Raw genomic sequence first — 25,230 nt, 5'->3', positions numbered from 1 at the left:
CCATTTCTGTGCGCCCGAACATATCCTGTCCACCAAAGTTAGCGGAGTCCATGGCTAAGAAAGACGGCGTCATCGAGGTCGAAGGCACCGTGGTCGAGGCATTGCCCAACGCGTCGTTCCGTGTGGAACTGACGAACGGTCACCTCGTCCTCGCCCACATCTCAGGCAAGATGCGCCAGCACTACATCCGAATCCTCCCCGAGGACCGTGTGGTGGTGGAGCTGAGCCCGTATGACCTGTCCCGCGGCCGGATCGTCTACCGCTACAAGTGAACGTCGCCGCCGGTCCCGGTGGGGGCCTTCGGCGAAGGAAAGAACCATGAAGGTTAAGCCCAGCGTCAAGCCGATCTGCGACAAGTGCAAGGTTATTCGACGGGGTGGCCGCGTGATGGTCATCTGCGACAACCTGCGCCACAAGCAGCGTCAGGGCTAGACAAGAAGTCATACCTCGTTCAGGCACCGGGAGACCGGAACCCTCGGCTCGGAGGCCGAGGCCCGCACAAGACCACCGCGGGAAGCCCGAGCGTCAGACCTCCGACTACTGATGGAGTAGCAGTTACATGGCACGCATTGTCGGAGTGGACCTCCCGCGCGAGAAGCGCATGGAGATCGCACTCACCTACATCTATGGAATCGGGCGCACCCGCGCTCTCGAGATCCTCGCCGCCACCGGTGTGAGCGGCGACGTTCGCGTCAAGGACGCCGACGAGGCCACCCTCGTCGCGATCCGTGAGTACATCGAGGCCAACTTCACCGTCGAGGGCGACCTGCGCCGCGAGGTGCAGGCCGACATCCGCCGCAAGGTGGAGATCGGCAACTACCAGGGTCTGCGTCACCGTCGAGGCATGCCTGTCCGCGGACAGCGCACCAAGACCAACGCGCGTACCCGCAAGGGCCGCAAGAAGACCGTCGCCGGAAAGAAGAAGTAAGCCATGGCAGCTCCCGCACGCAAGCCGCGCAAGAAGATCAAGAAGACCGTCGCGCACGGTCAGGCTCACATCAAGTCGACCTTCAACAACACGATCATCTCCATCACGGACCCCTCGGGCGCCGTGGTGTCGTGGTCGTCGTCGGGCCAGGTGGGCTTCAAGGGTTCGCGCAAGTCGACCCCCTACGCCGCGCAGATGGCCGCCGAGGCCGCCGCGCGCCGTGCCCAGGACGCCGGCATGAGCAAGGTTGACGTCTTCGTCAAGGGCCCGGGCTCCGGTCGCGACACGGCCGTCCGCTCGCTGACCGCCGCCGGCCTCGAGGTGACCTCCATCAAGGACGTCACCCCGCAGGCGCACAACGGCTGCCGCCCGCCGAAGCGCCGCCGCGGCTAGCAGCGTCACCGCCGGGACCCCACGGGTCCCGGCGGTCGCCGCGCGCCGTCACTCTCACTTCCCTACGCTGACCCTGAGGCCTCAGACGGGCCTCAGGTTTGCGAGCATCAAATAGCGGGTGCTCGGAAAGGAAACAACCGTGCTCATCGCACAGCGTCCCACCCTCACCGAGAAGGTCATCTCGGAGAACCGTTCGCAGTTCTCGCTCAAGCCGCTGGAGCCGGGCTTCGGCTACACGCTGGGCAACTCCATGCGCCGCACCCTGCTGTCGTCCATCCCGGGCGCCGCGATCACGTCGGTCCGCTTCGAGGGCGTCCTGCACGAGTTCACCACGATCGAGGGCGTCAAGGAGGATGTCACCGAGATCCTCCTGAACCTCAAGAACCTCGTGGTCTCGTCGGAGCACGACGAGCCCGTCGTGATGTACCTGCGCAAGTCGGGCGCCGGCGCCGTCACCGGTGCCGACATCGCCCCGCCGGCCGGTGTCGAGATCCACAACCCGGACCTCCACATCGCGACGCTCAACTCGAAGGCGAAGTTCGAGGTCGAGCTGACCGTCGAGCGCGGCCGCGGCTACGTGCCCGCCTCGCTCAACAAGGTCTACGACGCGGAGATCGGCCAGATCCCCGTCGACTCGATCTACTCGCCGGTGCTCAAGGTGACCTACAAGGTCGACGCGACCCGTGTCGCCCAGCGCACCGACTTCGACGAGCTCGTCATCGATGTCGAGACCAAGTCGTCCATCTCCCCGCGTGACGCGCTCGCCTCGGCGGGCTCGACCCTCGTCGAGCTGTTCTCGCTCGCGAAGGCGCTGAACGAGGACGCTGAGGGCATCGAGATCGGCCCGTCGGACACCGACGAGGCGCTCGAGGAGGACTACAACCAGCCCATCGAGGAGCTGAACCTCACGCAGCGTTCGTACAACTGCCTCAAGCGCGAGGGCATCCACACCGTGGGTGAGCTCACGGCGCGCAGCGAGACGGACCTGATGGACATTCGCAACTTCGGCCAGAAGTCGATCACCGAGGTCAAGGAGAAGCTGCAGGAGCTCGGCTTCTCCCTCAAGGACTCCGGCATCGAGTACGACGGTGGCGCGGCCGCCGGCGTCTACTTCTCCGGCAACGACGAGTAAGGAACAACCCCTATGCCTACCCCCACCAAGGGAGCCCGCCTCGGCGGCGGCCCGGCCCACGAGCGCCAGATCCTGGCGAACCTGGCCCAGAGCCTCTTCGAGAACGGTCGCATCACCACCACCGTCACCAAGGCGAAGCGCCTGCGTCCCTACGCCGAGCGCCTCATCACCTTCGCGAAGCGCGGCGACCTCGCCTCGCGTCGTCGCGTGCTCGGCATCATCTCGGACAAGGGCGTCGTGCACACCCTGTTCACCGAGATCGGCCCGGGCTTCGCGGAGCGCGACGGCGGCTACACCCGCATCACCAAGGTCGGCAACCGCAAGGGTGACAACGCCCCCATGGCCGTGATCGAGCTCGTCGAGTTCGGCGCGCCGGCCAAGAAGGCGGTCAAGGCCGAGGCGGAGAAGGCCACCAAGAAGGCTGCGCCGAAGGCTGAGAAGGTCGAGGAGGCTCCCGCCGAGGAGACCGTCGAGACCGAGGAGACCGTCGAGGAGGCCCCCGAGGCCGCCGACGCTCCCGCCGAGGGCGACGACAAGTAAGTCGACTCTCACCCCCTCGGGGGTGGATGAACACCGGGACGGGCCCGCATGACCGAGCTGCTCAGCAGTGACGTCGTGCGGGCCCGTCTCGATTTCTCCTACGACGGCACCGACTTCCACGGCTGGGCCGCGCAGCCCGGTCTGAGGACGGTCCAGGACGAGCTCGAGAGCGCGCTCATGCGCGTCGTCCGCCGCGGCGACGGCTCGGCGGCGGCCCCGCTGCGGCTCACGGTGGCCGGCCGCACCGACGCGGGAGTGCACTCGCGGGGGCAGGTCGCTCACGTCGACCTCCCCGCGGACGCGTGGGAGCGGCTGCCGGGGCGCTCGGACCGCGCCCCGCACGATGCCCTCAGGGCGCGCCTCACGGGCGTTCTGCCGCACGACATCGTCGTCCGGGAGGTCTCGGTCGCCCCGGAGGGCTTCGACGCGCGGTTCTCCGCCCTGGAGCGTCGCTACGCGTACCGGCTGTGCGACGACCCCGCGCGCCGCGACCCTCTCCGTCGCGCCCACGTCGTCCACCACCCCCGTGCGCTCGACGTCGCGGCCCTCGACTCCGCATCGTCCACCCTGACCGGGCTGCGCGACTTCGCCGCCTTCTGCAAGGCCAGGGAGGGCGCGACGACCATCAGGGAGCTCGTCGAGTTCTCGTGGGCGCGTCCCGCGGATGGCCCTGACGAGGGTCTCGTGGTCGCGACCGTGCGCGCGGACGCTTTCTGCCACTCGATGGTCCGTGGCCTCGTGGGCGCCGTCCTTGCGGTGGGGGAGGGGCGCCGCGACCTCGCGTGGCTCGGCGACGTCGCCGCACACCCGGAGCGCTCCCAGGCCATCGCGGTCGCCCCCGCGCACGGCCTCACGCTCGAGCATGTGGACTATCCCGCGGACGATGCGATGGCCGCGCGCGCGTCCCAGACCAGGGGTCGGCGTGACCCCGGAGAGGTACGCTGAGGGTGTCCGTGGGCGTCTCGTTCCCCTTGCCACGCCCTACGGTTTGACCGAGGTACCGACACGCCGGTAAACTTGGTCGTCGTTGTGCGCTCCCCGTGGATGGTGCCTCCCACTCGCCCTTCGCAGGTACGCCGACCGAACCCTTTGCGGGCAACTTGCCCGCGCTCAGAACTCCGAAAGTTAAGGCTTCACAGTGCGTACGTATTCTCCCAAGGCGGGTGACGTCACCAAGGACTGGTACGTCATCGACGCGACGGACGTGGTTCTCGGTCGTCTTGCCTCGCAGGCTGCTCAGCTGCTTCGCGGCAAGCACAAGGCGACCTTTGCCCCCCACGTCGACTCCGGCGACTTCGTGATCGTCATCAACGCTGAGAAGGTTGCCCTCACCGGCAAGAAGCTCACCGACAAGATGGTCTACCGTCACTCCGGTTACCCGGGCGGCCTCAAGACCAAGGCGATCGGCGAGCTCCTCGAGCAGCAGCCCGAGCGCGTGATCGAGAACGCCGTCAAGGGCATGCTCCCCCACAACAAGCTGGGCCGTGACCAGATCTCCAAGCTCAAGGTGTACGCGGGTGCCGAGCACCCCCACGCCGCGCAGCAGCCCAAGCCGTTCACCATCGCGCAGGTCGCGCAGTAGTCCTGAAGGAACGAAGAATCATGGCAGATGTGACGACCGACGTCGATAACGAGACCCCCACCGAGTACACGACCGAGACCGCCGTCGAGCGCGGCAAGGGCACCTCGGAGATCGCCCCCGGCGCCGGCCTCGGCCGCCGCAAGGAGGCCGTCGCCCGCGTTCGCCTGGTGCCCGGCACCGGCAAGTGGGTCCTCAACGGCCGCGACCTCGAGAACTACTTCCCGAACAAGGTGCACCAGCAGCTCGTCAACGAGCCGTTCGCGCTCCTCGACATCGAGGGCAAGTTCGACGTGCACGCCCGTATCCACGGTGGCGGCCCCTCGGGTCAGGCCGGTGCGCTGCGCCTCGGCGTGGCCCGTGCCCTCAACGAGATCGACATCGAGACCAACCGCCCGGCGCTCAAGAAGGCGGGCTTCCTGACCCGTGACGCCCGTGCGGTGGAGCGCAAGAAGGCCGGCCTCAAGAAGGCCCGTCGCGCCCCGCAGTACTCGAAGCGCTAAACGATACAGTCGGGCATATGCCTCGACTCTTCGGCACGGACGGTGTCCGTGGACTTGCCAACCGCGACCTCACGGCGGAGTTGGCGGTGGACCTCGCGGTCGCCGCAGCCCACGTGCTGGCCGAGCGGGGCGAGTTCTCCGGACACCGTCCCCGTGCCGTCATCGGCCGCGACCCCCGCGCCTCAGGCGAGTTCCTGAGCGCGGCGGTCGCGGCCGGTCTTGCTTCCGCGGGGGTGGACGTCCTGAACGTGGACGTCGTGCCGACTCCCGCGGTCGCCTTCCTCACCGCGTCCACGGGGGCGGACCTGGGCGTCGTGGTGTCCGCCTCCCACAACGCCATGCCGGACAACGGCATCAAGTTCTTCGCGCGCGGAGGCCACAAGCTCGACGACGCCGTCGAGGAGGCCATCGAGGCGCGTCTGGGAGAGGACTGGGAGCGGCCCCTCGGTGCCGCCGTCGGCCGCCTCGTGCGCGCGCAGGATCTCGCGTCCGAGTACGTCGACCACGTGGTCGGCGCGGTGCGTCAGTTCACCGGGCTCGAGACCCCGCTTGCCGGGGTGAGGCTCGTCGTGGACGCCGCGCATGGCGCCGCGAGCCTCGTCGGTCCCGAGGCGCTGCGTGCCGCGGGAGCCGACGTGATCGTCATCAACGCCGAGCCGGACGGCCTCAACATCAACGACGGCGTCGGCTCGACCCACCTCGGTCCGCTGAAGGCCGCCGTCGTCGAGCACGGCGCCGACATGGGGGTCGCCTTCGACGGCGACGCCGATCGCTGCCTCGCGGTGGATCACACCGGCGAGGTCGTGGACGGCGACCGGATCATGGGCCTGCTGGCGATCGCCGCGAAGCGCCTGGGCGTCCTCTACCGCGACACCCTGGTCGCGACCGTCATGAGCAACCTCGGCCTGCACCACGCGATGCGCGAGGCGGGGATCGAGATCGTCGAGACCGCGGTGGGCGACCGCTACGTGCTCGAGGCGATGCGCGAGAACGGCTACGTCCTCGGCGGCGAGCAGTCGGGCCACATCATCCTCTCCAAGTTCGCGACCACAGGCGACGGGGTGCTCACCGCGCTCATGCTCGGGGCCCGTGTCGCCTCGGACGGGCCGTTGCGCGAGCAGTGCGCCGCGATCGCGACCCTGCCGCAGGTCCTCATCAACGTCGCCGGGGTCGACCGCAGCCGCGTCCACACCGACACCGCGCTCGCGGAGGCCGTCGCCACCGCACGCGAGGAGCTCGGGGACTCGGGACGCGTGCTGCTGCGCCCGTCCGGCACGGAGCCGCTCGTCCGCGTCATGGTCGAGGCCGCGACGTCCGAGGACGCGCGTCACCACGCCGACACGCTCGCGAGCGTCGTCAAGGAGCGGCTCGCGCTCTGAGCCCGGCGCGCGTCGGCGGGGCACCTGCGCTTGCGCGCGTTCCACAGATCCCGCACTGGCGCCTCTCGGTGCCACTATGCTCTGATCACCGCACGCCCGCATGGGTGCGTGGGGGCATCAGGGGGATTCATGACAGGGCCGTTCTCACGCGCGCTCGTCGCCGCGTCAGTCGTCGCGCTCGTAGCGACGATGCTGTCCGGCTGCGCGGTCCTCGGTGACGGGCCGCTCGGGGTCGACGACGGGAACGCGATCTGTGGCTACGTCACCACTGAGGGGGCAGTGAAGTACTTCGGCACGTCGCTGGACAACCAGGGCAACGCGGACGCCGCGGTGATCCTCAAGGTCCGTGCGACGAGCGCCAGGAACGTTGCGGAAGTCGACCTTCTCGTCCAGGACGCCGAGCCTGTCATGTCGCTCGAGTGGCCCTCCGACGAGCCCTTCGCCGCGAATGCGATGGCCGACGCGGTGGCGCCCGGCGAGGACGCCGTCGTCGCTCCCGGCGCCTTCGGGACACTGCTGGTCGCGATCACCCCTGAGGACGCGTCGAGCAAGGCGCGCATCGACGAGATCGCGATCACCTACCGCTCGGGCGGTCACGTCCACACGGTGTTCTCGAGGCTGCGCATCGTGCTCGCTCCGTCAGACTCCTGCTGAACCGCCGCGAATCATCCTTCCGCCGAGCGCGGAATGGGGGGACCACCCGATGCCGGTCCGGTTCGAGCCTGGAAGACTGACGGGGTGAACGACACCCTCGACTGGATCCTGCACACGAGCGACCGGCTCAACGAGTGGATCCTGCTCTTCGCGGAGTCGCTGTGGATCTATCCGCTGACGTTCCTGATGTCGCTGATCGATGCGATCTTCCCCGTCGTCCCGTCGGAGTCGATCATCATCGCGACGTCGACTGCGTCCGCGCAGACCGGGACCCCGATCCTCATCCTCATCTTCCTCGCGGGCGCGATCGGTGCCTGGTGCGGGGATCAGATCGCGTACCTCGTCGGCGCGCGCTTCGACCCCCGCAACTGGGGGATGCTCACCCGCGACAAGCCCCGACGGGCGTTGGACTGGGCGGAGCATCAGCTCGAGCGTCGCGGCACGACCTTCATCATCGCCGCGAGGTTCATCCCGATGGGGCGCGTCGCCGTGAACCTCATGGCGGGCGCGCTGCGCTACCCGCACCGCCGCTTCATGGGAGTCGACGCCGTCGCCGTCACGATCTGGGCGGGGTGGGGCATCCTCCTGGGCACTGTCGCGGGCTCGATCTTCCCCGAGGACAACCTCTTCTTCTCGATCGTCGCGGGCGTCGTCGCGGGCGTCGTCCTCGGCTTCTTCGTGGACAAGATCCTCGCGCTGCTCGGCTTCACCAAGCCTGAGCTGCCCGACCTCGCGGCTGACATCGAGGAGCGCCTCGTGACCGGCCAGATCGAGGTGCGTCCGACGATCCGCGAGCGCCGCGCGGAGAGGCACGGCACGCACCCTCACGACGAAGCAGAGGACTGATGGGAGCCCCGGACCAGGAGCCTGTTGACGGCGTCGACGTCTCCTGGGAGGCGGCGCGGGCAGCGAATCTCGCCAACTGGGACGACCGTGTGCCCCTGCACGTCGAGGCCTATGGACTGGACACGTACGTGGACGACCCGGAGCACCTCTCCGGTGTGGTCCGCACGGACCTGCCAGTGCTGGAGCGCCACCTCTCCGGAGGTACCCTCGCGGGACTGGACGTGTGCCACCTGCAGTGCCACATCGGGACGGACACGGTGTCACTCGCGCGCGCAGGGGCGCGCGTCGTGGGCGTCGACTTCTCGGCGCCCGCGCTCGAGGCCGCGGCGCGGCTGGCAAGCGTGCTGGGGCTCGACGCCGAGTGGGTCGAAGGGGATGTCCTCGAGGCCAGGGTGCTCGTCGACGAGGCGCTCGGCGCCGACCGCGACTTCGACGTCGTCTACACGAGCATCGGCACGATCGGGTGGCTCGACGACCTCGGCGCGTGGGCGAGGCAGATCGCCGCGCTGCTGCGTCCGGGCGGGGTGTTCTACATCCGCGACGGGCACCCGATGCTGGGCACCCTCGACGAGACCCGCGACGAGCTCGTGGGCCGCTATCGCTACTTCTCCGACGGTCGTGCACTCCAGTGGGACGAGGCCGCGACCTATGTGGGAGAGGGCACGGTGAGCGCGACGCGGACCTACGAGTGGTCGCATCCGCTCTCGGAGATCGTCACGGTGCTGCTCGACGCGGGGTTGGCGATCGAGGCGATGCATGAGGGGCGCACGCTGCCGTGGCGCTTCGCGGAGCGCATGATCGAGCTGCCCGACGGTGACTACGCATGGCCCGGCGCCGAGGCGGACATCGTGCCGTGCACCTTCACGATCGTGGCGCGTCGCCCGGCCTGAACCGCAACCGCGCGCGAGGCGCGTCGGGCGCCCCGGCGACTGCCGCATCGTCCCTGGCAGCGCCTCCCTACAGCTTCCGCAGCCGGACCGACTCGATGCTGTGGTCCGCGCCCTTGCGCAGGATGATCGTGGCGCGTGCGCGGGTCGGTGCGATGTTGTGCACCAGGTTGGGGGCGTTGATCGTGTCCCAGATGTATCCCGCGCGCTCGACGGCCTCGTCGTCGCTCAGTCCCGCGTACGTGTGGAAGTACGAGTCGGGGCGTGAGAACGCGGTGCTGCGCAGCGTGAGGAAGCGGTCGATGTACCACCGGCGCACGTCCGACGGACGGGCATCGACGTAGATCGAGGCATCGAAGTAGTCGGACAGCGCGAAGGCCGGAGCCCCCGGCTCCCGCAGCACGGGCGGCGCGAGCACGTTGAGGCCCTCGACGATCAGCACGTCCGGCTGGCGGACGACGACGCGCTCGTCGGGGACGATGTCGTACGTCACGTGGGAGTACACGGGAGCCGTCACCTCGGGCAGGCCCGACTTCACGTCGGCGACGAAGCGGCGCAGCGCGCGCCTGTCATACGACTCGGGGAAGCCCTTGCGTGCCATGAGCCCGCGCTTCTCGAGCTCGGCGTTGGGCAGCAGGAAGCCATCGGTGGTGACGAGCTCGACGCGCGGCGAGGCGGGCCAGCGCGCCATGAGCTCGCGCAGCACGCGCGCGGTCGTGGACTTGCCGACCGCGACGGATCCCGCGACGCCGATGACGAAGGGTGTCCGGCTCGCACGCTCGCCGAGGAACTCGCTCGTGGCGCGGTGCAGGCCGCCCGTCGACTGCGAGTACAGGTCAAGGAGGCGCGACAGCGGCCGGTAGACAGTGTCGACCTCCTCGAGCGAGATCGGGTCGGCGACACCTCGCACGCGTCGCACGTCCTCCTCGGTGAGGGGCAGCGGTGTGGAGTCGGCGAGGGCCGCCCACTCGTCACGGGTGAGCGTGACGAACGGGGTGCTCGAGGACGTCTCTGTGCTGGCCACGGCACCATTCTGGCCCATACGGGGCCGCATACGGGTCTGCCCCCTGGTGCCGCCTACACTGACGGCATGTGCGGAATCGTGGGCTATGTCGGATCCGGTGCGCCCAGCGCGCGGCCCGAGGGGGTCGTGATGGCTGGCCTGGCTCGGCTCGAGTACCGGGGCTACGACTCCGCGGGCATTGCCGTCGTGACCGAGGATCCGAGCCATGTGGACATGGCGAAGAAGGCCGGCAAGCTCGTGAATCTCGGCAAGTGGATCGCGGAGCACCCGCTGCGCCCGGGAACCGCGGCGATCGGGCACACCCGGTGGGCGACCCACGGCGCGCCCACCGACGCGAACGCGCATCCGCACATCGCTGCGGACGGGCGCATCGCGATCATCCACAACGGCATCATCGAGAACTACGGACCCCTGCGCGCCGAGCTGCGCACCGAGGGCGTGCGCTTCCTGTCGGACACCGACACCGAGGTGGTCGGCCACCTGCTCGCCAAGGAGGTGCTCGACGGGCACAGCCTCGTCGAGGCGATGCGGCTCGTCGCGGCCCGGCTCGAGGGCGCCTTCACGCTGCTCGCGGTGGACTCGACCGAGCCGCACGTCGTCGTGGGTGCCCGCCGCAACTCGCCGCTCGTGATCGGCCTGGGCGAGGGCGAGAACTTCCTGGGCTCCGACGTGGTCGCGTTCATCGAGCACACGCGCACCGCGCTCGAGCTCGGCCAGGACGAGGTCGTCGAGATCACTCCCGAGGGGGTCGAGGTCACCGACTACGCGGGCAACCCGGTCGAGCGCGAGCCCTATCGCGTCGAGTGGGACTCCGAGGCCGCCCAGAAGGGCGGGTTCTCGACCTTCATGGACAAGGAGATCCACGACCAGCCGACCGCGGTCGCCGACACCCTGCGCGGCCGCATCGACGAGCACGGCAAGCTCCGTCTCGACGAGGGACTCATCGCGGATGCGGTGCTCAACTCGGTGGACAAGATCATCGTGGTGGCCTGCGGCACGGCGTCCTACGCGGGCCTCGTGGCGCGCTACGCGATCGAGCACTGGACCAGGATCCCGGTGGAGGTCGAGCTCGCTCACGAGTTCCGCTACCGCGATCCGGTCGTGAGCGTCCGCACGCTCGTCGTCGCGATCAGCCAGTCCGGCGAGACGATGGACACGATCATGGCCGTGCGCCACGCGCAGCACCAGGGCGCGCCCGTGGTCGCGATCGTCAACGCCCAGGGCTCGACGATCGCGCGCGAGGCGGACGCGGTGCTCTACACGCGCGCCGGCCCCGAGATCGCGGTCGCCTCGACCAAGGCGTTCCTGTCGCAGATCACCGCGGCCTTCCTGCTCGGCATCTACCTGTCCGAGCTGCGCGGCAACAAGTACCCGGATGAGATCGAGACGCTGCTCGACCAGCTCGACCAGCTGCCGGCGAAGATCCAGCGCGTGCTCGACACCGTCGAGCCCGTGCGCGAGCTCGCGCGGGCGCTCGCGAACGAGAGCAGCGTGCTGTTCCTGGGCCGCCACGTCGGCTTCCCGGTCGCGCTCGAGGGCGCGCTCAAGCTCAAGGAGCTCGCGTACATCCACGCCGAGGGCTTCGCCGCGGGAGAGCTCAAGCACGGCCCGATCGCACTGATCGACGAGGGCCAGCCGGTCATCATCATCCTGCCCAGCCCGCGCGGCCGCGAGACGCTGCACGCGAAGGTGATCTCCAACATCCAGGAGGTCCGCGCGCGCGGCGCCCGCACCTTCGTGATCGCGGAGGAGGGCGACACGGAGGCGGCCGAGCACGCCGAGAACGTGTTCTACGTGCCGTCCGCGCCGGTGCTCATGACGCCTCTGCTGACCGTCGTGCCGCTCCAGGTCTTCGCGCACGAGCTCGCCTCGGCCAAGGGCTACGACGTGGACCAGCCACGCAACCTCGCCAAGTCCGTCACGGTGGAGTGAGCCGTGGCGGTGGTGGGGCTCGGCATCGATGTTGTGGCGATCGAGCGGTTCGAGGACGCCCTCGAACGCTCGCCCGGGTTCCTCGAACGCGTCTTCACCCCGGCCGAGCGCACGCTCGGACAGCATTCGCTCGCGGCCAGGTGGGCCGCGAAGGAGGCGCTCGCGAAGGCGCTCGGCGCCCCGGGCGGGCTGTCGTGGCAGGACTGCGAGGTCTCGCGTGAGGACGGTGCCGCGCCGCGCTTCACGCTCACGGGCACGGTCGCCGCGAGGGTCGCAGAGCTCGGCATCGCGACCCTCCACCTGTCCCTGACGCACGACGCCGGCATCGCGTCGGCCGTCGTCGTCGCCGAGAGTTGATTGACACCTGAGAGACTGAGCGCATGAGCATCACCATCAGGATCGACACCGACGCGATCGCCGCCAACGTCCGGACTCTGCGCGAGCACGCTGACGGCGCGCAGGTCATGGGAGTGGTCAAGGCCGACGGCTATGGCCATGGTCTGATCGAGTCCGGCCGGGCCGCGCGCGCGGGAGGCGCGACGTGGCTCGGCACCGCGCAGCCTGCAGAGGCACTCGCGCTGCGCGAGGCCGGTGACACGGGGCGGATCCTCACGTGGCTCTACGGTCCCGACGGCCCGTTCCCGGCTCTCGTGGCCGCGGACATCGACATGTCCTTCGGCTCGCTCAAGGTTCTTGAGGCGATCGCGTCGGCGGCGCGCGCGGCTGGCACGGCACCGCGCCTGCACCTCTTCGTGGACACGGGGCTGGGCCGTGAGGGCTGCCCGCTCGACCTTCTTCCCGAGCTGCTCGACCGCGCGAAGGAGCTTCAGGACGAGGGCGTGGTCCGCATCGTCGGGATGTGGTCGCACCTGGCCTGGGCCGACCAGCCCGGCCACCCGACCATCAACCTGCAGGCGACCGTGTTCCTGGTCGGGCTCGAGATGGCGGACGAGCGCGGAATCGCGCTCGAGGTGCGCCATCTCGCGAACTCCGCGGCGACGCTCACGCGTCCCGACCTCCACTTCGACCTCGTGCGCCCCGGGATCGCGATGTACGGTCGCCCCCCGGTCGAGGACCCCGACGGTGGCGACTGGGGCCTCGTGCCCGCGATGTCCGTGACGACGCGGCTCGCCCTCGTGAAGCCCGTCCACGCGGGCCAGGGAGTGAGCTACGGCCACGAGTACACGACCGACCGCGAGACGATGCTGGGCCTCGTCCCCGTCGGGTACGCGGACGGGGTCTTCCGCGCGGGCGGGGGAGGGCGCGCCCAGGTGGCGATCGGCGGACGTCGCTATCCGATCGCCGGCAGGGTCTGCATGGATCAGTTCGTCGTCGACCTCGGCGCCGACACCGAGGCGACCGAGGGCGACGAGGTGACCCTTATCGGCGCCGACGGTCCGTCCGCGGCAGACTGGGCGGAGGCGGTCGGCACCATCGACTACGAGATCCTGTGCCGCTTCGGCGGCCTGCGACCGAAGGCGGACTCATGACGACGTACGACGTGCCGGACGCGGCGACGATGCAGCACCTGGGCAGGGACGTCGTGGGCCCGATGCTCACCGCGGGCGACCTCGTGATCCTCTCCGGCGACCTGGGAGCCGGCAAGACCACCTTCACGCAGGGCCTCGGCGAGGCGCTGCGCGTGCGCGGCCCGGTCGCGAGCCCCACCTTCATCATCGCGCGCACCCACCCGTCCGAGGTGGGCGGCCCCGCGCTCGTCCACGTGGACGCGTATCGCCTGGGCTCGCTCGCCGAGCTCGACGACCTGGACCTCGACGCGGCGCTCGAGGACTCGGTGACGGTCGTCGAGTGGGGCGAGGGAGCCGCCGAGCAGCTCTCGCAGGACCGGCTGCACATCGTGATCCGCCGCGAGCGCGGGGGAGTGCTCGACATGGAGGCTCCGGACGCGGGCACCCGGCAGGTGACGGTCACCGGTCACGGCGACCGGTGGCAGGGCGCCTTCGTCGGCGACGCCTAGGCTGGTCCCATGATCCTCGCGCTCGACACGTCCGCCGCCGTCGCCGTCGCCGTCCTCGACGGCGACGAGGTCAAGGCCGCGCGCACCGAGCACGCGCCGCGCGGCCACGCCGAGCTGCTCTCGGGCCTCGTGAGGGACGCGATGGCCGAGGCCGGCTGCGCGCTCGGCGATGTCGAGACCATCGTCGTCGGCACCGGGCCCGCCCCGTTCACCGGTCTGCGCGTGGGTCTCGTCACCGCCCGCACCCTCGGCTTCGCGTGGGGTGTCCCCGTGCGTGGCACATGCTCCCTCGACGCGATCGGCGCCGCGCTCGCGGACGAGGGAGAGGTCACCGTCGTCTCCGACGCTCGCCGCAAGGAGCTCTACTGGGCGACCTATCGCGACGGCGTCCGCGTCGACGGGCCCGGCGTGGCGTATCCCGGCGACGTGCCCGTCGCCGGCGTCGTCGTCGGACCTGGAGCCGAGCTGTACCCCGAGTCCCTTCCCGACGGGCGCGTCATGGACGTGGACCCCGCGTGGCTCGCGCGCGTCGTGGCGCGTCGCGTCTCCGAGGGCGACACGGACCTGCCGACCGAGCCGCTGTACCTGCGTCGTCCCGACGTGCACGGCCTCCCCGGGGCGTGAGCGACTCTCCGGTCGCGCCGCTCCTGCGCGATCTCCACGAGCGCGACATCGCCTGGATGGCGGGCGTCGAGGAGGAGCTGTTCGGAGCATCGGCCTGGTCCGAGTCGCTGATCCGCGAGGACTTCCGCTACGGCGGTCGACGCTATCGGGGAGTGTGGGTCGGCGACGATCCGGCGGCCTACGCGGTCTATGGCTTCGAGGGCGACGCCTTCAGCCTCATGAACCTCGCGGTCGTGCCCGCGCATCGTCGGGAGGGCCTCGCGCGCCTCATCATGGACGACCTGCTGTCCGAGGCGGAGGGTCTCAGCGTCCCGTACGTGTGGCTCGAGGTCGCCGTCACCAACGAGCCTGCGTTGGCGCTGTACCGCGACTACGGCTTCGAGGACGTGAGGGTGCGTCGGAAGTACTACCAGCCCGAAGGCGTCGACGCACTCGTGATGCGCCGCCCCATGAGGGAGCCCGCCGGGTTCTGACGCGGCCGCCGGCGGACTACAGCTCGAGCGTCGTCGCGTCCCAGTCGGGGCGGCCGTGGCGCTCGCCTGCCCCGTGGTCGCCATCCTCCGCCGGGTAGCCGACCGCGAGGATCAGCTCGGGATACCAGGCCCTGTCACCGAGCAGCGCGCGGCACAGCCCGCCGTGGTCGAACCCCGCCATGGGGCGAACCTCCAGCCCGGCGGCGCGCAGCGCGACGATGAGGAAGCCGATCTGGAGCCACGCGCTGTCGTGCGCGGTGATCGCACGCGCGTCCGGCCGGCTCTCGAGGACCTCGTAGAGGCCCGGTCTGCCGGGAGCGGTCACCTCGAGGTGCTCGTGATACCGGGGGTCCGAGGCCGCCACGAGGATCAGGGGAGCCCGGTCGAGCTTGAGGCGATTGCCGGGGTTCGCGTGCTCCATCACGATCTCGCGCGCGTGCTCGGACTCGGCGACCACGAGCCTGAGCGGCGAGGAGTTGTTGGCGGACGGGGCCCACCGCACCAGCTCATGCACCGCGCGCAGTGTCTCCGAGGAGACCGGTCGGTCCGACCAGCGTGTGGACGAGCGCGCGTCGAGGAAGAGGAGGTCGAGCACGTCCCCGGGGATCGGGAAGCTCGCGTGGGAGGGCGGAGGCACTGCTGTCACGTCGAGTAGTGACGATCCGGCGCGCTCAGGTATTCCCGCCGACTACCCTGGGAGGCGTGGAACCCCTGATCCTTGGCCTTGAGAGCACGTGCGATGAGACGGGCGCCGCGCTCGTGCGGGGCACCGAGCTGCTCGCCGACGTCGTCGCCTCGTCCATGGATGAGCACGCCAGGTTCGGCGGCATCGTCCCCGAGGTCGCGTCCCGTGCCCACCTCGAGGCCTTCGTGCCGACGGTCGAGGAGGCGCTCGACCGCGCCGGCGCGAGCCTGTCCGAAGTCGACGGTATCGCGGTGGCCTCGGGACCCGGGCTCGTCGGGTCGCTGACCGTCGGGGTCGCCGCGGCGAAGGCGCTGTCCCTCGCGCTCGACAAGCCGCTGTACGGCGTCAACCACGTGATCGGCCACGCCGCCGTCGACGAGCTCGTGCACGGGCCGATGCCGGAGCGGACCATGGCGCTCGTCGTGTCGGGCGGCCACACATCGCTGCTCCTGGTCAACGACCTCGCGACCGACGTGATCGAGCTGGGCCACACCCTGGACGATGCGGCAGGCGAGGCCTTCGACAAGGTCGGCAGGCTTCTCGGGCTGCCGTACCCGGGCGGCCCCCACGTGGACAGGCTCGCCCGCGAGGGAGACCCCGAGGCGATCCCGTTCCCGCGTGCGCTCACGAGCGCGAAGGCGATGCAGAAGCATGCGTACGACTTCTCCTTCTCGGGCCTCAAGACCGCGGTCGCCCGCTGGATCGAGGCGCGCGAGGAGGCAGGCCAGGAGATCCCCGTGGCCGACGTCGCGGCCTCCTTCGCGGCGGCCGTCGCGGACGTCCTCGTCGAGAAGACCATCGCGGCCTGCCGCGCGAACGACGTCGACACCCTGGTGATCGGTGGCGGGTTCTCTGCGAACTCGCAGCTGCGCGAGCTCGCGACGGAGCGCTGCGAGCGGGCCGGCATCGACGTGCGCATCCCTCCGATCCGCTACTGCACCGACAACGGCGCGATGATCGCCGCGCTCGGCTCGGCGGTCGCGCGTCGCGGAGTGGCGCCGAGCGAGCTCAGCATCGGTGTCGACTCGTCCATGCCGCTGAGCACCATCACCGTCTGAGGAGCGCATGAGGAGGCCGGTCCCAGCGGCGCTCAGGAGCGTCGCGCTCGTCGCGGCCGTCGCGATGCTCGCCGCGTGCAGCGGCACCGCCACAGAGGTGACCCCGTCGCCTACCGCGACCCCCGCGTCTTCCGCCGGCGACGCCCCGTCCGCCGCCGCATCGTCCACGGCCGAGCCGGGCGGTTCCGAGTCCTCCTCGCCGGCGACCGGCGACGCCGCCGCGACGGCGGGCACCGCGGCCGAGACCCTCGCGTGGGGGCCGACGGTCGCTGACTGGGAGCTCACCCTCGCCGAGGCGTCCTCGCTGCCGCTCGGGCAGGCCGCGGGAGCGGTGCTCATGCCGGCCTACTCGGGTACCGACCCCGAGGCGCTCGCCGACCTCGTGTCCGACTCGGCGCTCGCCGGAGTGATCCTCATGGGCGACGCCACCCGGTCGGAGAAGACGGTGAAGGCCCTCACCGCCGCGGCGCAGGACGGCGCGGGCGACCGCGGCTGGCAGGCGCTCGTCGCGGTCGACCAGGAGGGCGGCACGGTCGCGCGGCTCGATGGCATCGTGCCCGAGCTCCCGGCGTTCCTCGCCGCGGGAGCGGCCGCCGACAAGTCGCTCGTGCGCGGGGTCTACGCGCGCGCCGGAGCGGACATCGCCGAGCTGGGGTTCACGGTGGACTTCGCTCCTGTCGCCGACGTCACCGTCGGCCTGTCCGACCCCGTGATCCGTTCGCGCTCCGCGGGCGACGACCCGTCCGAGGTGGCGGGAACCGTCGTCGCGTCGATGCTCGGCTACCTGGATGGCGGCATCGTCCCCGCGCTCAAGCACTTCCCGGGGCACGGCGCCGCGACGACCGACTCGCACAAGTCGGTGCCGGTGCTGTCCGGCTCGCTCGACGACCTCGAGGGCTCCGAGCTCGTGCCGTTCCGCAGGGCGATCGCTGTCGGCGCGCCCATGGTGATGATGAGCCACGTCGCGGTCGAGGCATGGGGCGGCGTTCCCGCAAGCCTCGATCCTGAGGCCTATGCCTACCTGCGCGACGAGCTCGGCTTCACCGGGGTGGTGGTCACCGACGCGCTCAACATGGGCGCCGTGACGGGGGACCACGACGCGGGTGAGGCGGCGGTCGCCGCGCTGTCGGCCGGCGCCGACCTGCTGCTCATGCCCGAGTCCACCGACGCCGCGCGCCGCGCGATCGTCCAGGCCGTCAAGGACGGCACGCTCTCGCGCGACCGCCTGGACGAGGCGGTCGCGCGCGTGATCCTGCTGTCGCGCTGGCAGGAGGGGCTCACGCCCGCGTCGACCGCCGTGACCGGCGACTATGCGGCGGCGCTCGCGCTCGGCTCCGCCACGGTCGCGGCCGGAGACTGCTCGGCACCGTTCATCGGCGACTCGGTGACCCTCTCGGGCGGCTTCGAGGCCGACCGCGCCGCGCTTGCGGACGCCTTCGAGAAGCTCGGCGTCGCGGTCGGCGCCGGGGGGACGTCGATCTGGGTCACGGGCGGTGACGGCTCCTCGGGCAGCGCGGATGTCGTGGTCGCGATGGGCGGCCCGTGGGGGCTCGAGGGGTCGGACGCGGACGTGTACGTCGGAGCGTACGGGCGCGGGAAGGCGACGCTCGCCGCCGTCGCGGCGGTGCTCGCCGGGGAAGCCGGCCCCGAGGGGGACTGGCCGGTCTCGCTCGCGGGAGTGCCGGACGCCTGCTGAGGCACGCGGACGATGCTGTCGTCCGCGCGGGAACGCACTGCCGGGGCGGTCGGCGGCTCCGAGACCAGCGGTCAGCGGTCGAGCGGCTCGACGAGCAGGGCCGTGTGGCGGCCCGCGAGCCTCGTGAGGACCACCGTGGCGGACTCGGGGCCGCGCAGCTTGAGCTGCGGGCGCAGCCGCTCGGGGGTGACGTCGATCCCGCGCTTCTTGATCTCCACGCGGCCCACGCCCCGCTCCCGCAGCGCCTTCGCGAGGCGGGACGTCGAGTAGGGCATGGCCTCGAGCACGCGGTAGCCGCGCGCGAACGGGGTCGCGGTCTCGGCATCGGAGGTGAGGTAGGCGATGGTCGGGTCGACCAGCCGCGCGTCCGTCCGGTCCGCGAGAGGGCCGACCAGGCCCGCCCTGATGACGGCCCCGTCGGGCTCGTAGAGGTACTCGCCGAGCGTGCCGGCCTCGCCGGGCACGGGGTCGCCCACGAGCTCGTGGGACTCGTCGCCCCGGATCACGAGCGCGGCGTGGCCCTCGTGGCGGGCGAGCGGTCCGCACCACAGCCCCGCCTCCACTACGTCGCCGTCGACCGACACCCACTGCGCCTCGACCGGGGACGCCGGCGTCGAGGCGGGGATGGCGTCGTGAGGGATGCCGGGGCCGACCTTGACGCCCAACGCGGGGAGCGCGTCGCGCAGCGCGAGGACCTCGTCGAGCGCGGGGGAGTAGTCGCGCGGATCGTGCCGGCGCCCGCGGCCCGTGCGGCGGGCGGGATCGGCGAAGGCGGCGTCGACGCCGTCGACGCCCCGCACCGTCGTCATCGAGTCCGCGTGGACGACCACCGCATCGTCCCAGTGGCGCAGGTTGTGGTCCGCGAGCAGGGCGGTCGCCTCGTCGAGCTCGAAGGCGACGACGGGCATCCCCAGAGCGGCAAGCGCCATCGCGTCGACCCCCAGCCCCGAGGTGAGGTCGGCGACCCGCGTGCATCCGGCTTCGGCGTACCGGCGCGCGTGCCGCGCGGCGACGCTCAGCCGCGTCGCCTGCTCAAGCCCTTCCCTGGTGAAGAGCATCCCGGCGGCGAAGTCTCCGAGCTTGGCCCTCGCCTTGAGCCGCAGTTCGGCCTGGGTGAGCACGGCGGCCACGAGCGCTCCGTCCAGCCCCTGGGCGCGCAGGCGGCTGCCGAAGGACAGTGGTTCGATCGCGTCGTACGGCGGCAGCCCATCGATCAGGGCGAGGGTCTCGGGCGCCCGCAGCAGGCGTGCGGTGGCGGCGTCCATACCGGCGATGATTCCACGCATGGCGAACGCCCGCAGACGCATTAGCACTCGCCGCGTGCGAGTGCTAATCTGACGGTGCTCCGCAAGGGAGCGTGGCATCGATCCGGCTCGCCTGACCCCCGCGACGGCAGGTCGCCCGGGAGATGTCATCACCTGAACTTCGAGAAGGAAGGTGAGGTCCGCAGTGTCGGTCTCAATCAAGCCTCTGGAGGACAAGGTCGTGGTCAAGGCGGCTGCCGCCGAGACGACCACGGCCTCCGGCCTCGTGATCCCTGACACCGCCAAGGAGAAGCCCCAGGAGGGCATCGTCGTGGCGGTCGGCCCGGGTCGTATCGACGACAACGGCAACCGCGTCCCCGTGGACGTCGCCGAGGGCGACAAGGTCATCTACAGCAAGTACGGCGGCACCGAGGTGAAGTACGCGGGCGAGGAGTACCTCATCCTCTCCGCGCGCGACCTGCTCGCCATCGTCGGCTGAGTAGACGCCTAGGCGTCGAAGGGCTCCCGGGCTTCGGCTCGGGAGCCCTTCGTGCATGACGAGACCCCCGGAAGGATGATCCTTCCGGGGGTCTCGGCGTCTCTCTGTGCGGACCTCGGTGCGAGCGCTGAGGTTCAGCTCGCCGCCTTGATCCGGCTGTTGACGAGCATCGAGTGACGCTCGTCCTCGCTCAGGCCGCCCCAGACCCCGAACGGTTCGCGAGCCATGAGCGAGCGCTCACGGCAGAGCTCCTGTACCGGACAGTTCGCGCAGTACTGCTTCGCGGCCTCCGCCCGACGGCGACGCGCTGCGCCACGTTCGCCCTCGGGATGAAAGAAGAGATCCGGATCCACTCCGCGGCAGGCCCCCCGGTACTGCCACTCCCACTGGTCTTGCGTTGGTGCCGGCAGTCTTGCGATCGACTCCATGGCAACTCCCTTGTGTCGTTCCCCCTGGACGGCGAGATGGCGATGTCACTGGCGACGTCGTTATCAAACCGTGATCATGACCATAGATCGGACATTTCACCCAGGTCAAGCGTTCCTCGTTGAACACTTAGTGACTGTCTATCCCCTTCGCGCCCACTTGGCAATACCCCCCTCCGTTCGAGGATGTCGGCTGGTCGACGTGGGAATGCTGGCAGAGATCCGCGCCGTAGAATCGGGACATGGCGCCCGCTGACAACGATCCCTTCGGCTACACCGGACTCACCTACGACGACGTGCTCCTGCTCCCCGGCGAGAGCGACGTCATCCCGTCCGAGGTCGACACCACGACCCGGCTCACCCGCGAGATCTCGATCAAGGTGCCGCTGCTGAGCGCGGCGATGGATACCGTCACCGAGTCTCGGCTCGCGATCGCGCTCGCCCGCCTCGGCGGCATCGGCGTCCTGCACCGCAACCTCTCCATCGAGGATCAGGCGCAGCAGGTCGTCACCGTCAAGCGCTCCGAGTCGGGCATGATCACCGACCCCGTCACGGTCGGCCCCGATGCGACGCTCGCGGAGCTCGACGCGCTGTGCGCGCGCTACCGCGTCTCCGGCCTGCCGGTCGTCCAGCCCGACGGCACGCTCGTGGGCATCATCACCAACCGCGACATGCGGTTCCTCAACCACGCGGACTTCCCGAGCATGCTGGTCAAGGACCAGATGACTCCCATGCCGCTCATCACGGCGCCCGAGGGGGTCAGCAACGCCGACGCCGCGAAGCTGCTCGGCCAGCACCGCGTGGAGAAGCTGCCGCTCGTCGATGCCGCAGGCAAGCTCACGGGCCTCATCACGGTGAAGGACTTCGTCAAGACCGAGAAGTACCCGCTCGCGACCAAGGACGACGAGGGGCGCCTGCGCGTCGCCGCGGCGGTCGGCTTCTTCGGAGACGCCTGGGAGCGCGCCACCACGCTCGTCGAGGCCGAGGTCGACGCGCTCGTCGTCGACACCGCGCACGGCCACGCCCAGGCGATGATCGACATGATCAAGCGCCTCAAGTCCGACCCCGCCACGCGCCACGTGCAGGTCATCGGCGGCAATGTCGCGACTCGCGCGGGAGCCAAGGCCCTGGTCGACGCGGGCGTCGACGCGGTCAAGGTCGGGGTCGGCCCCGGCTCGATCTGCACGACGCGCGTCGTCGCCGGCGTCGGCGTCCCGCAGGTGAGCGCGGTCTACGAGGCCGCGCAGGCCGCGAAGGACGCGGGCGTGCCCGTGATCGCCGACGGCGGCCTCCAGTACTCGGGCGACATCGCGAAGGCTCTGGTCGCGGGCGCCTCTTCCGTGATGCTCGGCTCGCTCTTCGCGGGTGTCTCCGAGACCCCGGGCGACCTGGTCCTCATCAACGGCAAGCAGTTCAAGAGCTACCGCGGCATGGGCTCGATGGGGGCCATGGCCTCGCGCGGCCGCGTCTCGTACTCCAAGGACCGCTACTTCCAGGCCGATGCGCCGAGCGACGACGACCTGATCCCCGAGGGCATCGAGGGTCGCGTGCCCTACAAGGGCCCGCTCTCGTCGGTCGTGCGTCAGCTTGTCGGCGGCCTCGGACAGTCGATGTTCTACGTGGGCGCGCGCACGATCCCCGAGCTCCAGGCCAAGGGCAAGTTCGTCCGCATCACGCCGGCGGGCCTCAAGGAGAGCCACCCGCACGACGTCCAGATCGCGGTCGAGGCGCCGAACTACTCGGGCCGCAGCTGAGCGCGGAGGTCCTCGTCGCGCTGGCCCTCGCCGCCTTCGCGGCGGGGCTGCTCGACACCCTCGCCGGCGGCGGCGGGCTCATCACCGTGCCCGCGCTCCTGCTCGCGGGCGTCCCGCCCGTCCAAGCGCTCGGCACCAACAAGCTCCAGGGCTCCTTCGGGACGCTCACCGCGACCGTGGCGGTGATACGCCGCCACGGAGTCGCGTGGCGCGACGTGCGGGGGCCGATGCTCGTCGCCTTCCTCGGCTCCGCGGTGGGCTCGGTGGTGGTCCTTCTCATCGACCCCGCGGCCCTCGAGATCGTGATCCCGCTCGTCCTGGTCGCGATCGCCGCGTACTTCCTGCTGGTCCGAGACGCGCACCTGCCTCCGCCGCGCGCCCGGATGTCGAGGCGCACCTACGTGTCGACGGTGGTGCCCGCGATCGGCGCCTACGACGGGGCCTTCGGGCCGGGCACCGGCTCGCTCTTCGCACTCGGCGGCGTGGCGCTGCGGGGCTTCGACCTGCGCCGGTCGACCGCGCTCGCGAAGACGCTCAACTTCGCGACCAACCTCGCCGCGCTGATCGTGTTCATCATCGCGGGCAAGGTCGTGTGGATCGTCGGCGGGGTGATGGCGCTGGGGCAACTGTGCGGCGCATGGCTCGGCTCGCGCCTGCTGCTGCGCGTCAACCCGCTCGTGCTGCGCGTGCTGATCGTCGTCGTGTCCGTCGCGATGCTCGTGAGGTTCCTGCTCGCGTGACCGGCGCCGGGGCGGCGCTCCCGGCGCGCCCAGGAGCCCGCATCGTCCCTGTGCAGGCTCGGCTCAGGGGTACAGGCCCCTGAGCCGATGCGCGTCGACGACGCGCTCGACCGCCAGCACCGTCGCGGCCTCGCGATACGTCATGCCGTGCGCGCCGGAGTGCGCGACCACGTCGTGCCACGCCCTGGCCATGCGCTCCTCGAGCCTGTCGTTCACCTCGCGCTCGCTCCACTGATACGCCTGGTTCGCCTGCACCCACTCGAAGTACGACACGACCACGCCACCGGCGTTCGCGAGGATGTCCGGGACCACGAGCACGTCGCGTTCCTTGAGGATCGCGTCGGCGGCACCCGTCGTCGGACCGTTCGCGCCCTCGACGACGATGCGTGCCTGGACCTTCGGTGCGTTCTCCTCGGTCAGCACGCCCTCGACCGCGGCCGGGACCACGACGTCGACGTCGAGCGTGAGCACCGACGCGGGATCGATCGCCTCCGCCCCGTCGAAACCGGCCACCGTCCCCGTGCGCTCGACGTGCGCGGCGAGGTGGGCGATGTCGAGGCCGTCGTGCGCGTACACCGCGCCATCCACGTCGCTCACGGCGCGGACCTTCACGCCAGCCTCCGCGAGGAAGCGCGCGGCGCCGTAGCCCACCTTGCCGAAGCCCTGCACAGCGGCGGTGGCATGCGCGGGGTCGATGCCCCGGCTCGCCATCGCGAGCAGCGCGATGTGCGCGACGCCCCGAGACGTGGCCATGGCTCGGCCCTGCGAGCCGCCGAGGCTGAGCGGCTTGCCCGTGACGATGCCCGTGACCGTGTATCCCCGTGCGACCGAGTACGTGTCCATGATCCATGCCATGGTGCGCTCGTCCGTGCCGATGTCCGGCGCGGGGATGTCCACCTCCGGCCCGATGATCGGCAGGATCTCCGAGGTGTAGCGGCGCGTGACGCGCTCGAGCTCCGCGGTGCTGTGGGTGCGCGGGTCGATCGCGACGCCACCCTTCGCGCCTCCATAGGGCACGTCGACCAGAGCGCACTTCCACGTCATCCACATCGCGAGCGCGCGGACCTCGTCCAGGTCGACCGACGGGGCGTACCTCAGGCCGCCCTTCGCGGGGCCGCGCGTGAAGTTGTGCTGCACGCGATAGCCGGAGTACACCGCGATCGAGCCGTCGTCCCTGCGCAGCGGGATGCTCACCGCCATCTCGCGTCGAGGCGAGCCGAGAAGCTCGTGGAGTCCATCGGGGAGCTCGAGCGTCGCGGCTGCCTTGTGCAGCTGTGCCATCGCGTCGACGAGCGGACCAGCGGCGTCGGGGACGACCGCAGAGTCGGGGAGCGTCATTGCTTCCTCCTGGTGCCTGTGCTGTCAGGCTACGCCCCGGGACGAGGCGCGGATGCACAGTTGGCCAGGCGTCTAGAACAGCGCGCCGAGCTCCTCCTCGGGCTCCGGCTCGGGCTCCGGCAGCGCCACCGGCCACAGCGGGCTCGGCAGGTCGTCCGTGGTCCCCTTCGACTTGAGGAAGGCCGCGAAGCGGGTCGCCCACAGGCGGTGCGCCTCGATCTGCTGGTCGTGGAGGTCGTCGAGCGCGACCGTGTGCAGCGAAGGGTGCAGCTGCGCCATCGCGGGCAGCAGGTCGAGCGTCGCGAGGACATCGGCGTCGGCCGCGTGGAGGTCGTCTGCGACGACGGGCACCGCGTAGATGCGGCACATGTCGATGAGCTTGCGGCTGCCCTTGCGGTACCGGTCCAGGAAGCGGTCGATCACGAGCGGGTCGATCACCGGCCGGATTCCGTTGCTGAGACGCGAGGCGAGCGAGGGCAGGCCGTGGCGCGCGAGCTCCGACTCAAGGATGCTGAGGTCGTACTGGACGTTGAAGCCGACGACCGGGGTGCCCGCGGACAGCGCCGCCGCGAGCGCCGCTGCGATCTCCTCGAGCGCGACCTTGGGGTCCATGCCCTCGGCGCGTGCCTGCTCGTTGGTGATGCCGTGCACCTCGATGGCCCGCGCGGGGATCTCCACCCCGGGGTTCACGAGCCACGTGCGCGTCACGGGCTCCTCGCCCGCGCGTCGCGTGATGATCGCGGCGGTGACGATGCGGTCGTTCGCCGTCGACACCCCCGTGGTCTCCGTGTCGAATCCCACCATCGTCTCGTCGAGCCAAGTCATGGTGACCACCTTGTCACGCCTGGCCGACATCGGCGTCGCACCGAGGTCCCTTGTCGCGGGCCGCGGCGGTCGCGCGCGGCCTGGGCGCATCGGC

General features: G+C 70.6%; 30 protein-coding genes. 24 read left to right on the top strand and 6 right to left on the bottom strand.

The genetic code is table 11. The annotated features are described in order from the left end of the window. Window positions 1–50: 50 nt before the first annotated feature. The 13 genes from infA to B7K23_RS01295 all read left to right on the top strand — a co-directional run bounded on the left by infA (window position 51) and on the right by B7K23_RS01295 (window position 8,844). A complete protein-coding gene (gene infA / locus B7K23_RS01350) occupies window positions 51–272 on the top strand; it encodes a translation initiation factor IF-1 (RefSeq protein WP_061960952.1) in 222 nt (73 codons plus the stop codon). A gap of 46 nt (window positions 273–318) precedes the next feature. Then, window positions 319–432, top strand: coding sequence for a 50S ribosomal protein L36 (rpmJ, locus tag B7K23_RS01345; protein ID WP_084124455.1), 114 nt, complete (start codon window positions 319–321; stop codon window positions 430–432). A gap of 127 nt (window positions 433–559) precedes the next feature. Further along, complete coding sequence (gene rpsM, locus B7K23_RS15360; RefSeq protein WP_062200776.1) at window positions 560–928, top strand: 30S ribosomal protein S13; 369 nt, start codon at window positions 560–562, stop codon at window positions 926–928. A 3-nt stretch (window positions 929–931) separates the two neighbouring features. Next, entirely contained in the window at window positions 932–1,321 is a 390-nt protein-coding gene (gene rpsK, locus B7K23_RS15355) for a 30S ribosomal protein S11 (protein WP_062200777.1), read from the top strand. A gap of 139 nt (window positions 1,322–1,460) precedes the next feature. Next, window positions 1,461–2,453 carry a DNA-directed RNA polymerase subunit alpha gene (locus B7K23_RS01335; protein ID WP_062200778.1) on the top strand — a complete coding sequence of 331 codons (993 nt, stop codon included), beginning with the start codon at window positions 1,461–1,463 and terminating at the stop codon, window positions 2,451–2,453. 12 nt (window positions 2,454–2,465) lie between these two features. Beyond that, complete coding sequence (gene rplQ / locus B7K23_RS01330; protein ID WP_084124453.1) at window positions 2,466–2,993, top strand: 50S ribosomal protein L17; 528 nt, start codon at window positions 2,466–2,468, stop codon at window positions 2,991–2,993. Window positions 2,994–3,041: 48 nt separating this feature from the next. After that, complete coding sequence (gene truA, locus B7K23_RS01325) at window positions 3,042–3,938, top strand: tRNA pseudouridine(38-40) synthase TruA (protein ID WP_084124451.1); 897 nt, start codon at window positions 3,042–3,044, stop codon at window positions 3,936–3,938. A 193-nt stretch (window positions 3,939–4,131) separates the two neighbouring features. Next, complete coding sequence (rplM, locus tag B7K23_RS01320; RefSeq protein WP_084124449.1) at window positions 4,132–4,575, top strand: 50S ribosomal protein L13; 444 nt, start codon at window positions 4,132–4,134, stop codon at window positions 4,573–4,575. A 20-nt stretch (window positions 4,576–4,595) separates the two neighbouring features. Continuing rightward, on the top strand, window positions 4,596–5,075 hold the full coding sequence (gene rpsI / locus B7K23_RS01315; protein WP_084124447.1) for a 30S ribosomal protein S9: 480 nt from the start codon (window positions 4,596–4,598) through the stop codon (window positions 5,073–5,075). A gap of 17 nt (window positions 5,076–5,092) precedes the next feature. Further along, entirely contained in the window at window positions 5,093–6,454 is a 1,362-nt protein-coding gene (glmM, locus tag B7K23_RS01310) for a phosphoglucosamine mutase (protein WP_084124445.1), read from the top strand. A 129-nt stretch (window positions 6,455–6,583) separates the two neighbouring features. Then, on the top strand, window positions 6,584–7,108 hold the full coding sequence (locus B7K23_RS01305; protein WP_084124443.1) for a hypothetical protein: 525 nt from the start codon (window positions 6,584–6,586) through the stop codon (window positions 7,106–7,108). A gap of 84 nt (window positions 7,109–7,192) precedes the next feature. Then, the gene (locus tag B7K23_RS01300; protein WP_159451262.1) at window positions 7,193–7,954 is read left to right on the top strand and encodes a DedA family protein; all 762 of its coding nucleotides are present in this window, start codon (window positions 7,193–7,195) and stop codon (window positions 7,952–7,954) included. Further along, entirely contained in the window at window positions 7,954–8,844 is an 891-nt protein-coding gene (locus tag B7K23_RS01295; RefSeq protein WP_084124439.1) for a bifunctional 2-polyprenyl-6-hydroxyphenol methylase/3-demethylubiquinol 3-O-methyltransferase UbiG, read from the top strand. The genes B7K23_RS01300 and B7K23_RS01295 overlap by 1 nt, the downstream gene beginning before the upstream one ends. 67 nt (window positions 8,845–8,911) lie before the next feature. Here B7K23_RS01295 and coaA read toward each other — a convergent pair whose 3' ends face one another. Further along, window positions 8,912–9,895 (bottom strand): type I pantothenate kinase, encoded by a 984-nt coding sequence (gene coaA / locus B7K23_RS01290; RefSeq protein WP_200809752.1) that lies wholly within the window; start codon window positions 9,893–9,895, stop codon window positions 8,912–8,914. 36 nt (window positions 9,896–9,931) lie between these two features. Here coaA and glmS point away from each other — a divergent pair, with 36 nt between their 5' ends. From glmS to B7K23_RS01260, 6 genes are read left to right on the top strand one after another with little or no spacing between them, the layout of a single operon-like run. Continuing rightward, entirely contained in the window at window positions 9,932–11,797 is a 1,866-nt protein-coding gene (gene glmS, locus B7K23_RS01285; RefSeq protein WP_084124436.1) for a glutamine--fructose-6-phosphate transaminase (isomerizing), read from the top strand. A gap of 3 nt (window positions 11,798–11,800) precedes the next feature. Continuing rightward, a complete protein-coding gene (locus tag B7K23_RS01280) occupies window positions 11,801–12,154 on the top strand; it encodes a holo-ACP synthase (RefSeq protein ID WP_084124434.1) in 354 nt (117 codons plus the stop codon). 23 nt (window positions 12,155–12,177) lie between these two features. Next, the gene (gene alr / locus B7K23_RS01275; RefSeq protein WP_084124432.1) at window positions 12,178–13,287 is read left to right on the top strand and encodes an alanine racemase; all 1,110 of its coding nucleotides are present in this window, start codon (window positions 12,178–12,180) and stop codon (window positions 13,285–13,287) included. Further along, on the top strand, window positions 13,284–13,775 hold the full coding sequence (tsaE, locus tag B7K23_RS01270; protein WP_084124430.1) for a tRNA (adenosine(37)-N6)-threonylcarbamoyltransferase complex ATPase subunit type 1 TsaE: 492 nt from the start codon (window positions 13,284–13,286) through the stop codon (window positions 13,773–13,775). The genes alr and tsaE overlap by 4 nt, the downstream gene beginning before the upstream one ends. Before the next feature lie 9 nt (window positions 13,776–13,784). After that, a complete protein-coding gene (gene tsaB / locus B7K23_RS01265; protein WP_084124428.1) occupies window positions 13,785–14,399 on the top strand; it encodes a tRNA (adenosine(37)-N6)-threonylcarbamoyltransferase complex dimerization subunit type 1 TsaB in 615 nt (204 codons plus the stop codon). Continuing rightward, window positions 14,396–14,872: a GNAT family N-acetyltransferase gene (locus tag B7K23_RS01260; protein WP_084124426.1), complete on the top strand. Its 477-nt coding sequence runs from the start codon at window positions 14,396–14,398 to the stop codon at window positions 14,870–14,872. The genes tsaB and B7K23_RS01260 overlap by 4 nt, the downstream gene beginning before the upstream one ends. Before the next feature lie 16 nt (window positions 14,873–14,888). Here the strand turns inward: B7K23_RS01260 and B7K23_RS01255 are convergent, their stop codons facing one another. Further along, window positions 14,889–15,518 carry a malonic semialdehyde reductase gene (locus tag B7K23_RS01255; protein ID WP_159451261.1) on the bottom strand — a complete coding sequence of 210 codons (630 nt, stop codon included), beginning with the start codon at window positions 15,516–15,518 and terminating at the stop codon, window positions 14,889–14,891. 56 nt (window positions 15,519–15,574) lie between these two features. On the opposite strand from B7K23_RS01255, the gene tsaD reads away from it, so the two are divergent. Continuing rightward, window positions 15,575–16,615, top strand: a complete 1,041-nt coding sequence (gene tsaD / locus B7K23_RS01250; protein WP_375730871.1) for a tRNA (adenosine(37)-N6)-threonylcarbamoyltransferase complex transferase subunit TsaD — start codon at window positions 15,575–15,577, stop codon at window positions 16,613–16,615. Window positions 16,616–16,622: 7 nt separating this feature from the next. Beyond that, window positions 16,623–18,311 carry a glycoside hydrolase family 3 N-terminal domain-containing protein gene (locus tag B7K23_RS01245; RefSeq protein ID WP_084124422.1) on the top strand — a complete coding sequence of 563 codons (1,689 nt, stop codon included), beginning with the start codon at window positions 16,623–16,625 and terminating at the stop codon, window positions 18,309–18,311. A 71-nt stretch (window positions 18,312–18,382) separates the two neighbouring features. On the opposite strand, the gene B7K23_RS01240 is transcribed toward B7K23_RS01245, so the two are convergent. Next, window positions 18,383–19,576, bottom strand: coding sequence for an SAM-dependent methyltransferase (locus B7K23_RS01240; RefSeq protein WP_084124420.1), 1,194 nt, complete (start codon window positions 19,574–19,576; stop codon window positions 18,383–18,385). Window positions 19,577–19,760: 184 nt separating this feature from the next. Here B7K23_RS01240 and groES point away from each other — a divergent pair, with 184 nt between their 5' ends. Next, a complete protein-coding gene (gene groES / locus B7K23_RS01235) occupies window positions 19,761–20,054 on the top strand; it encodes a co-chaperone GroES (protein WP_084124418.1) in 294 nt (97 codons plus the stop codon). 134 nt (window positions 20,055–20,188) lie between these two features. On the opposite strand, the gene B7K23_RS01230 is transcribed toward groES, so the two are convergent. Next, on the bottom strand, window positions 20,189–20,482 hold the full coding sequence (locus B7K23_RS01230) for a WhiB family transcriptional regulator (protein WP_084124417.1): 294 nt from the start codon (window positions 20,480–20,482) through the stop codon (window positions 20,189–20,191). 239 nt (window positions 20,483–20,721) lie between these two features. On the opposite strand from B7K23_RS01230, the gene guaB reads away from it, so the two are divergent. Beyond that, window positions 20,722–22,233 carry an IMP dehydrogenase gene (guaB, locus tag B7K23_RS01225; RefSeq protein WP_084124415.1) on the top strand — a complete coding sequence of 504 codons (1,512 nt, stop codon included), beginning with the start codon at window positions 20,722–20,724 and terminating at the stop codon, window positions 22,231–22,233. After that, window positions 22,230–22,973 (top strand): TSUP family transporter, encoded by a 744-nt coding sequence (locus B7K23_RS01220; protein WP_084126057.1) that lies wholly within the window; start codon window positions 22,230–22,232, stop codon window positions 22,971–22,973. The genes guaB and B7K23_RS01220 overlap by 4 nt, the downstream gene beginning before the upstream one ends. A gap of 63 nt (window positions 22,974–23,036) precedes the next feature. Here B7K23_RS01220 and B7K23_RS01215 read toward each other — a convergent pair whose 3' ends face one another. Together B7K23_RS01215 and B7K23_RS01210 are read right to left on the bottom strand one after the other, a co-directional pair. Further along, window positions 23,037–24,311 carry a Glu/Leu/Phe/Val dehydrogenase gene (locus tag B7K23_RS01215; protein WP_084124414.1) on the bottom strand — a complete coding sequence of 425 codons (1,275 nt, stop codon included), beginning with the start codon at window positions 24,309–24,311 and terminating at the stop codon, window positions 23,037–23,039. Between the two features lie 72 nt (window positions 24,312–24,383). Next, on the bottom strand, window positions 24,384–25,136 hold the full coding sequence (locus tag B7K23_RS01210) for an exonuclease domain-containing protein (protein WP_084126056.1): 753 nt from the start codon (window positions 25,134–25,136) through the stop codon (window positions 24,384–24,386). Window positions 25,137–25,230: the final 94 nt, after the last annotated feature.

Origin of the sequence: Demequina sp. NBRC 110054, from assembly GCF_002090115.1 — a bacterium.
GTDB lineage: Bacteria > Actinomycetota > Actinomycetes > Actinomycetales > Demequinaceae > Demequina.
The sequence above is the reverse complement of the archived record's forward strand: the minus strand, read 5'-3'. Positions and strand labels throughout refer to the sequence as shown.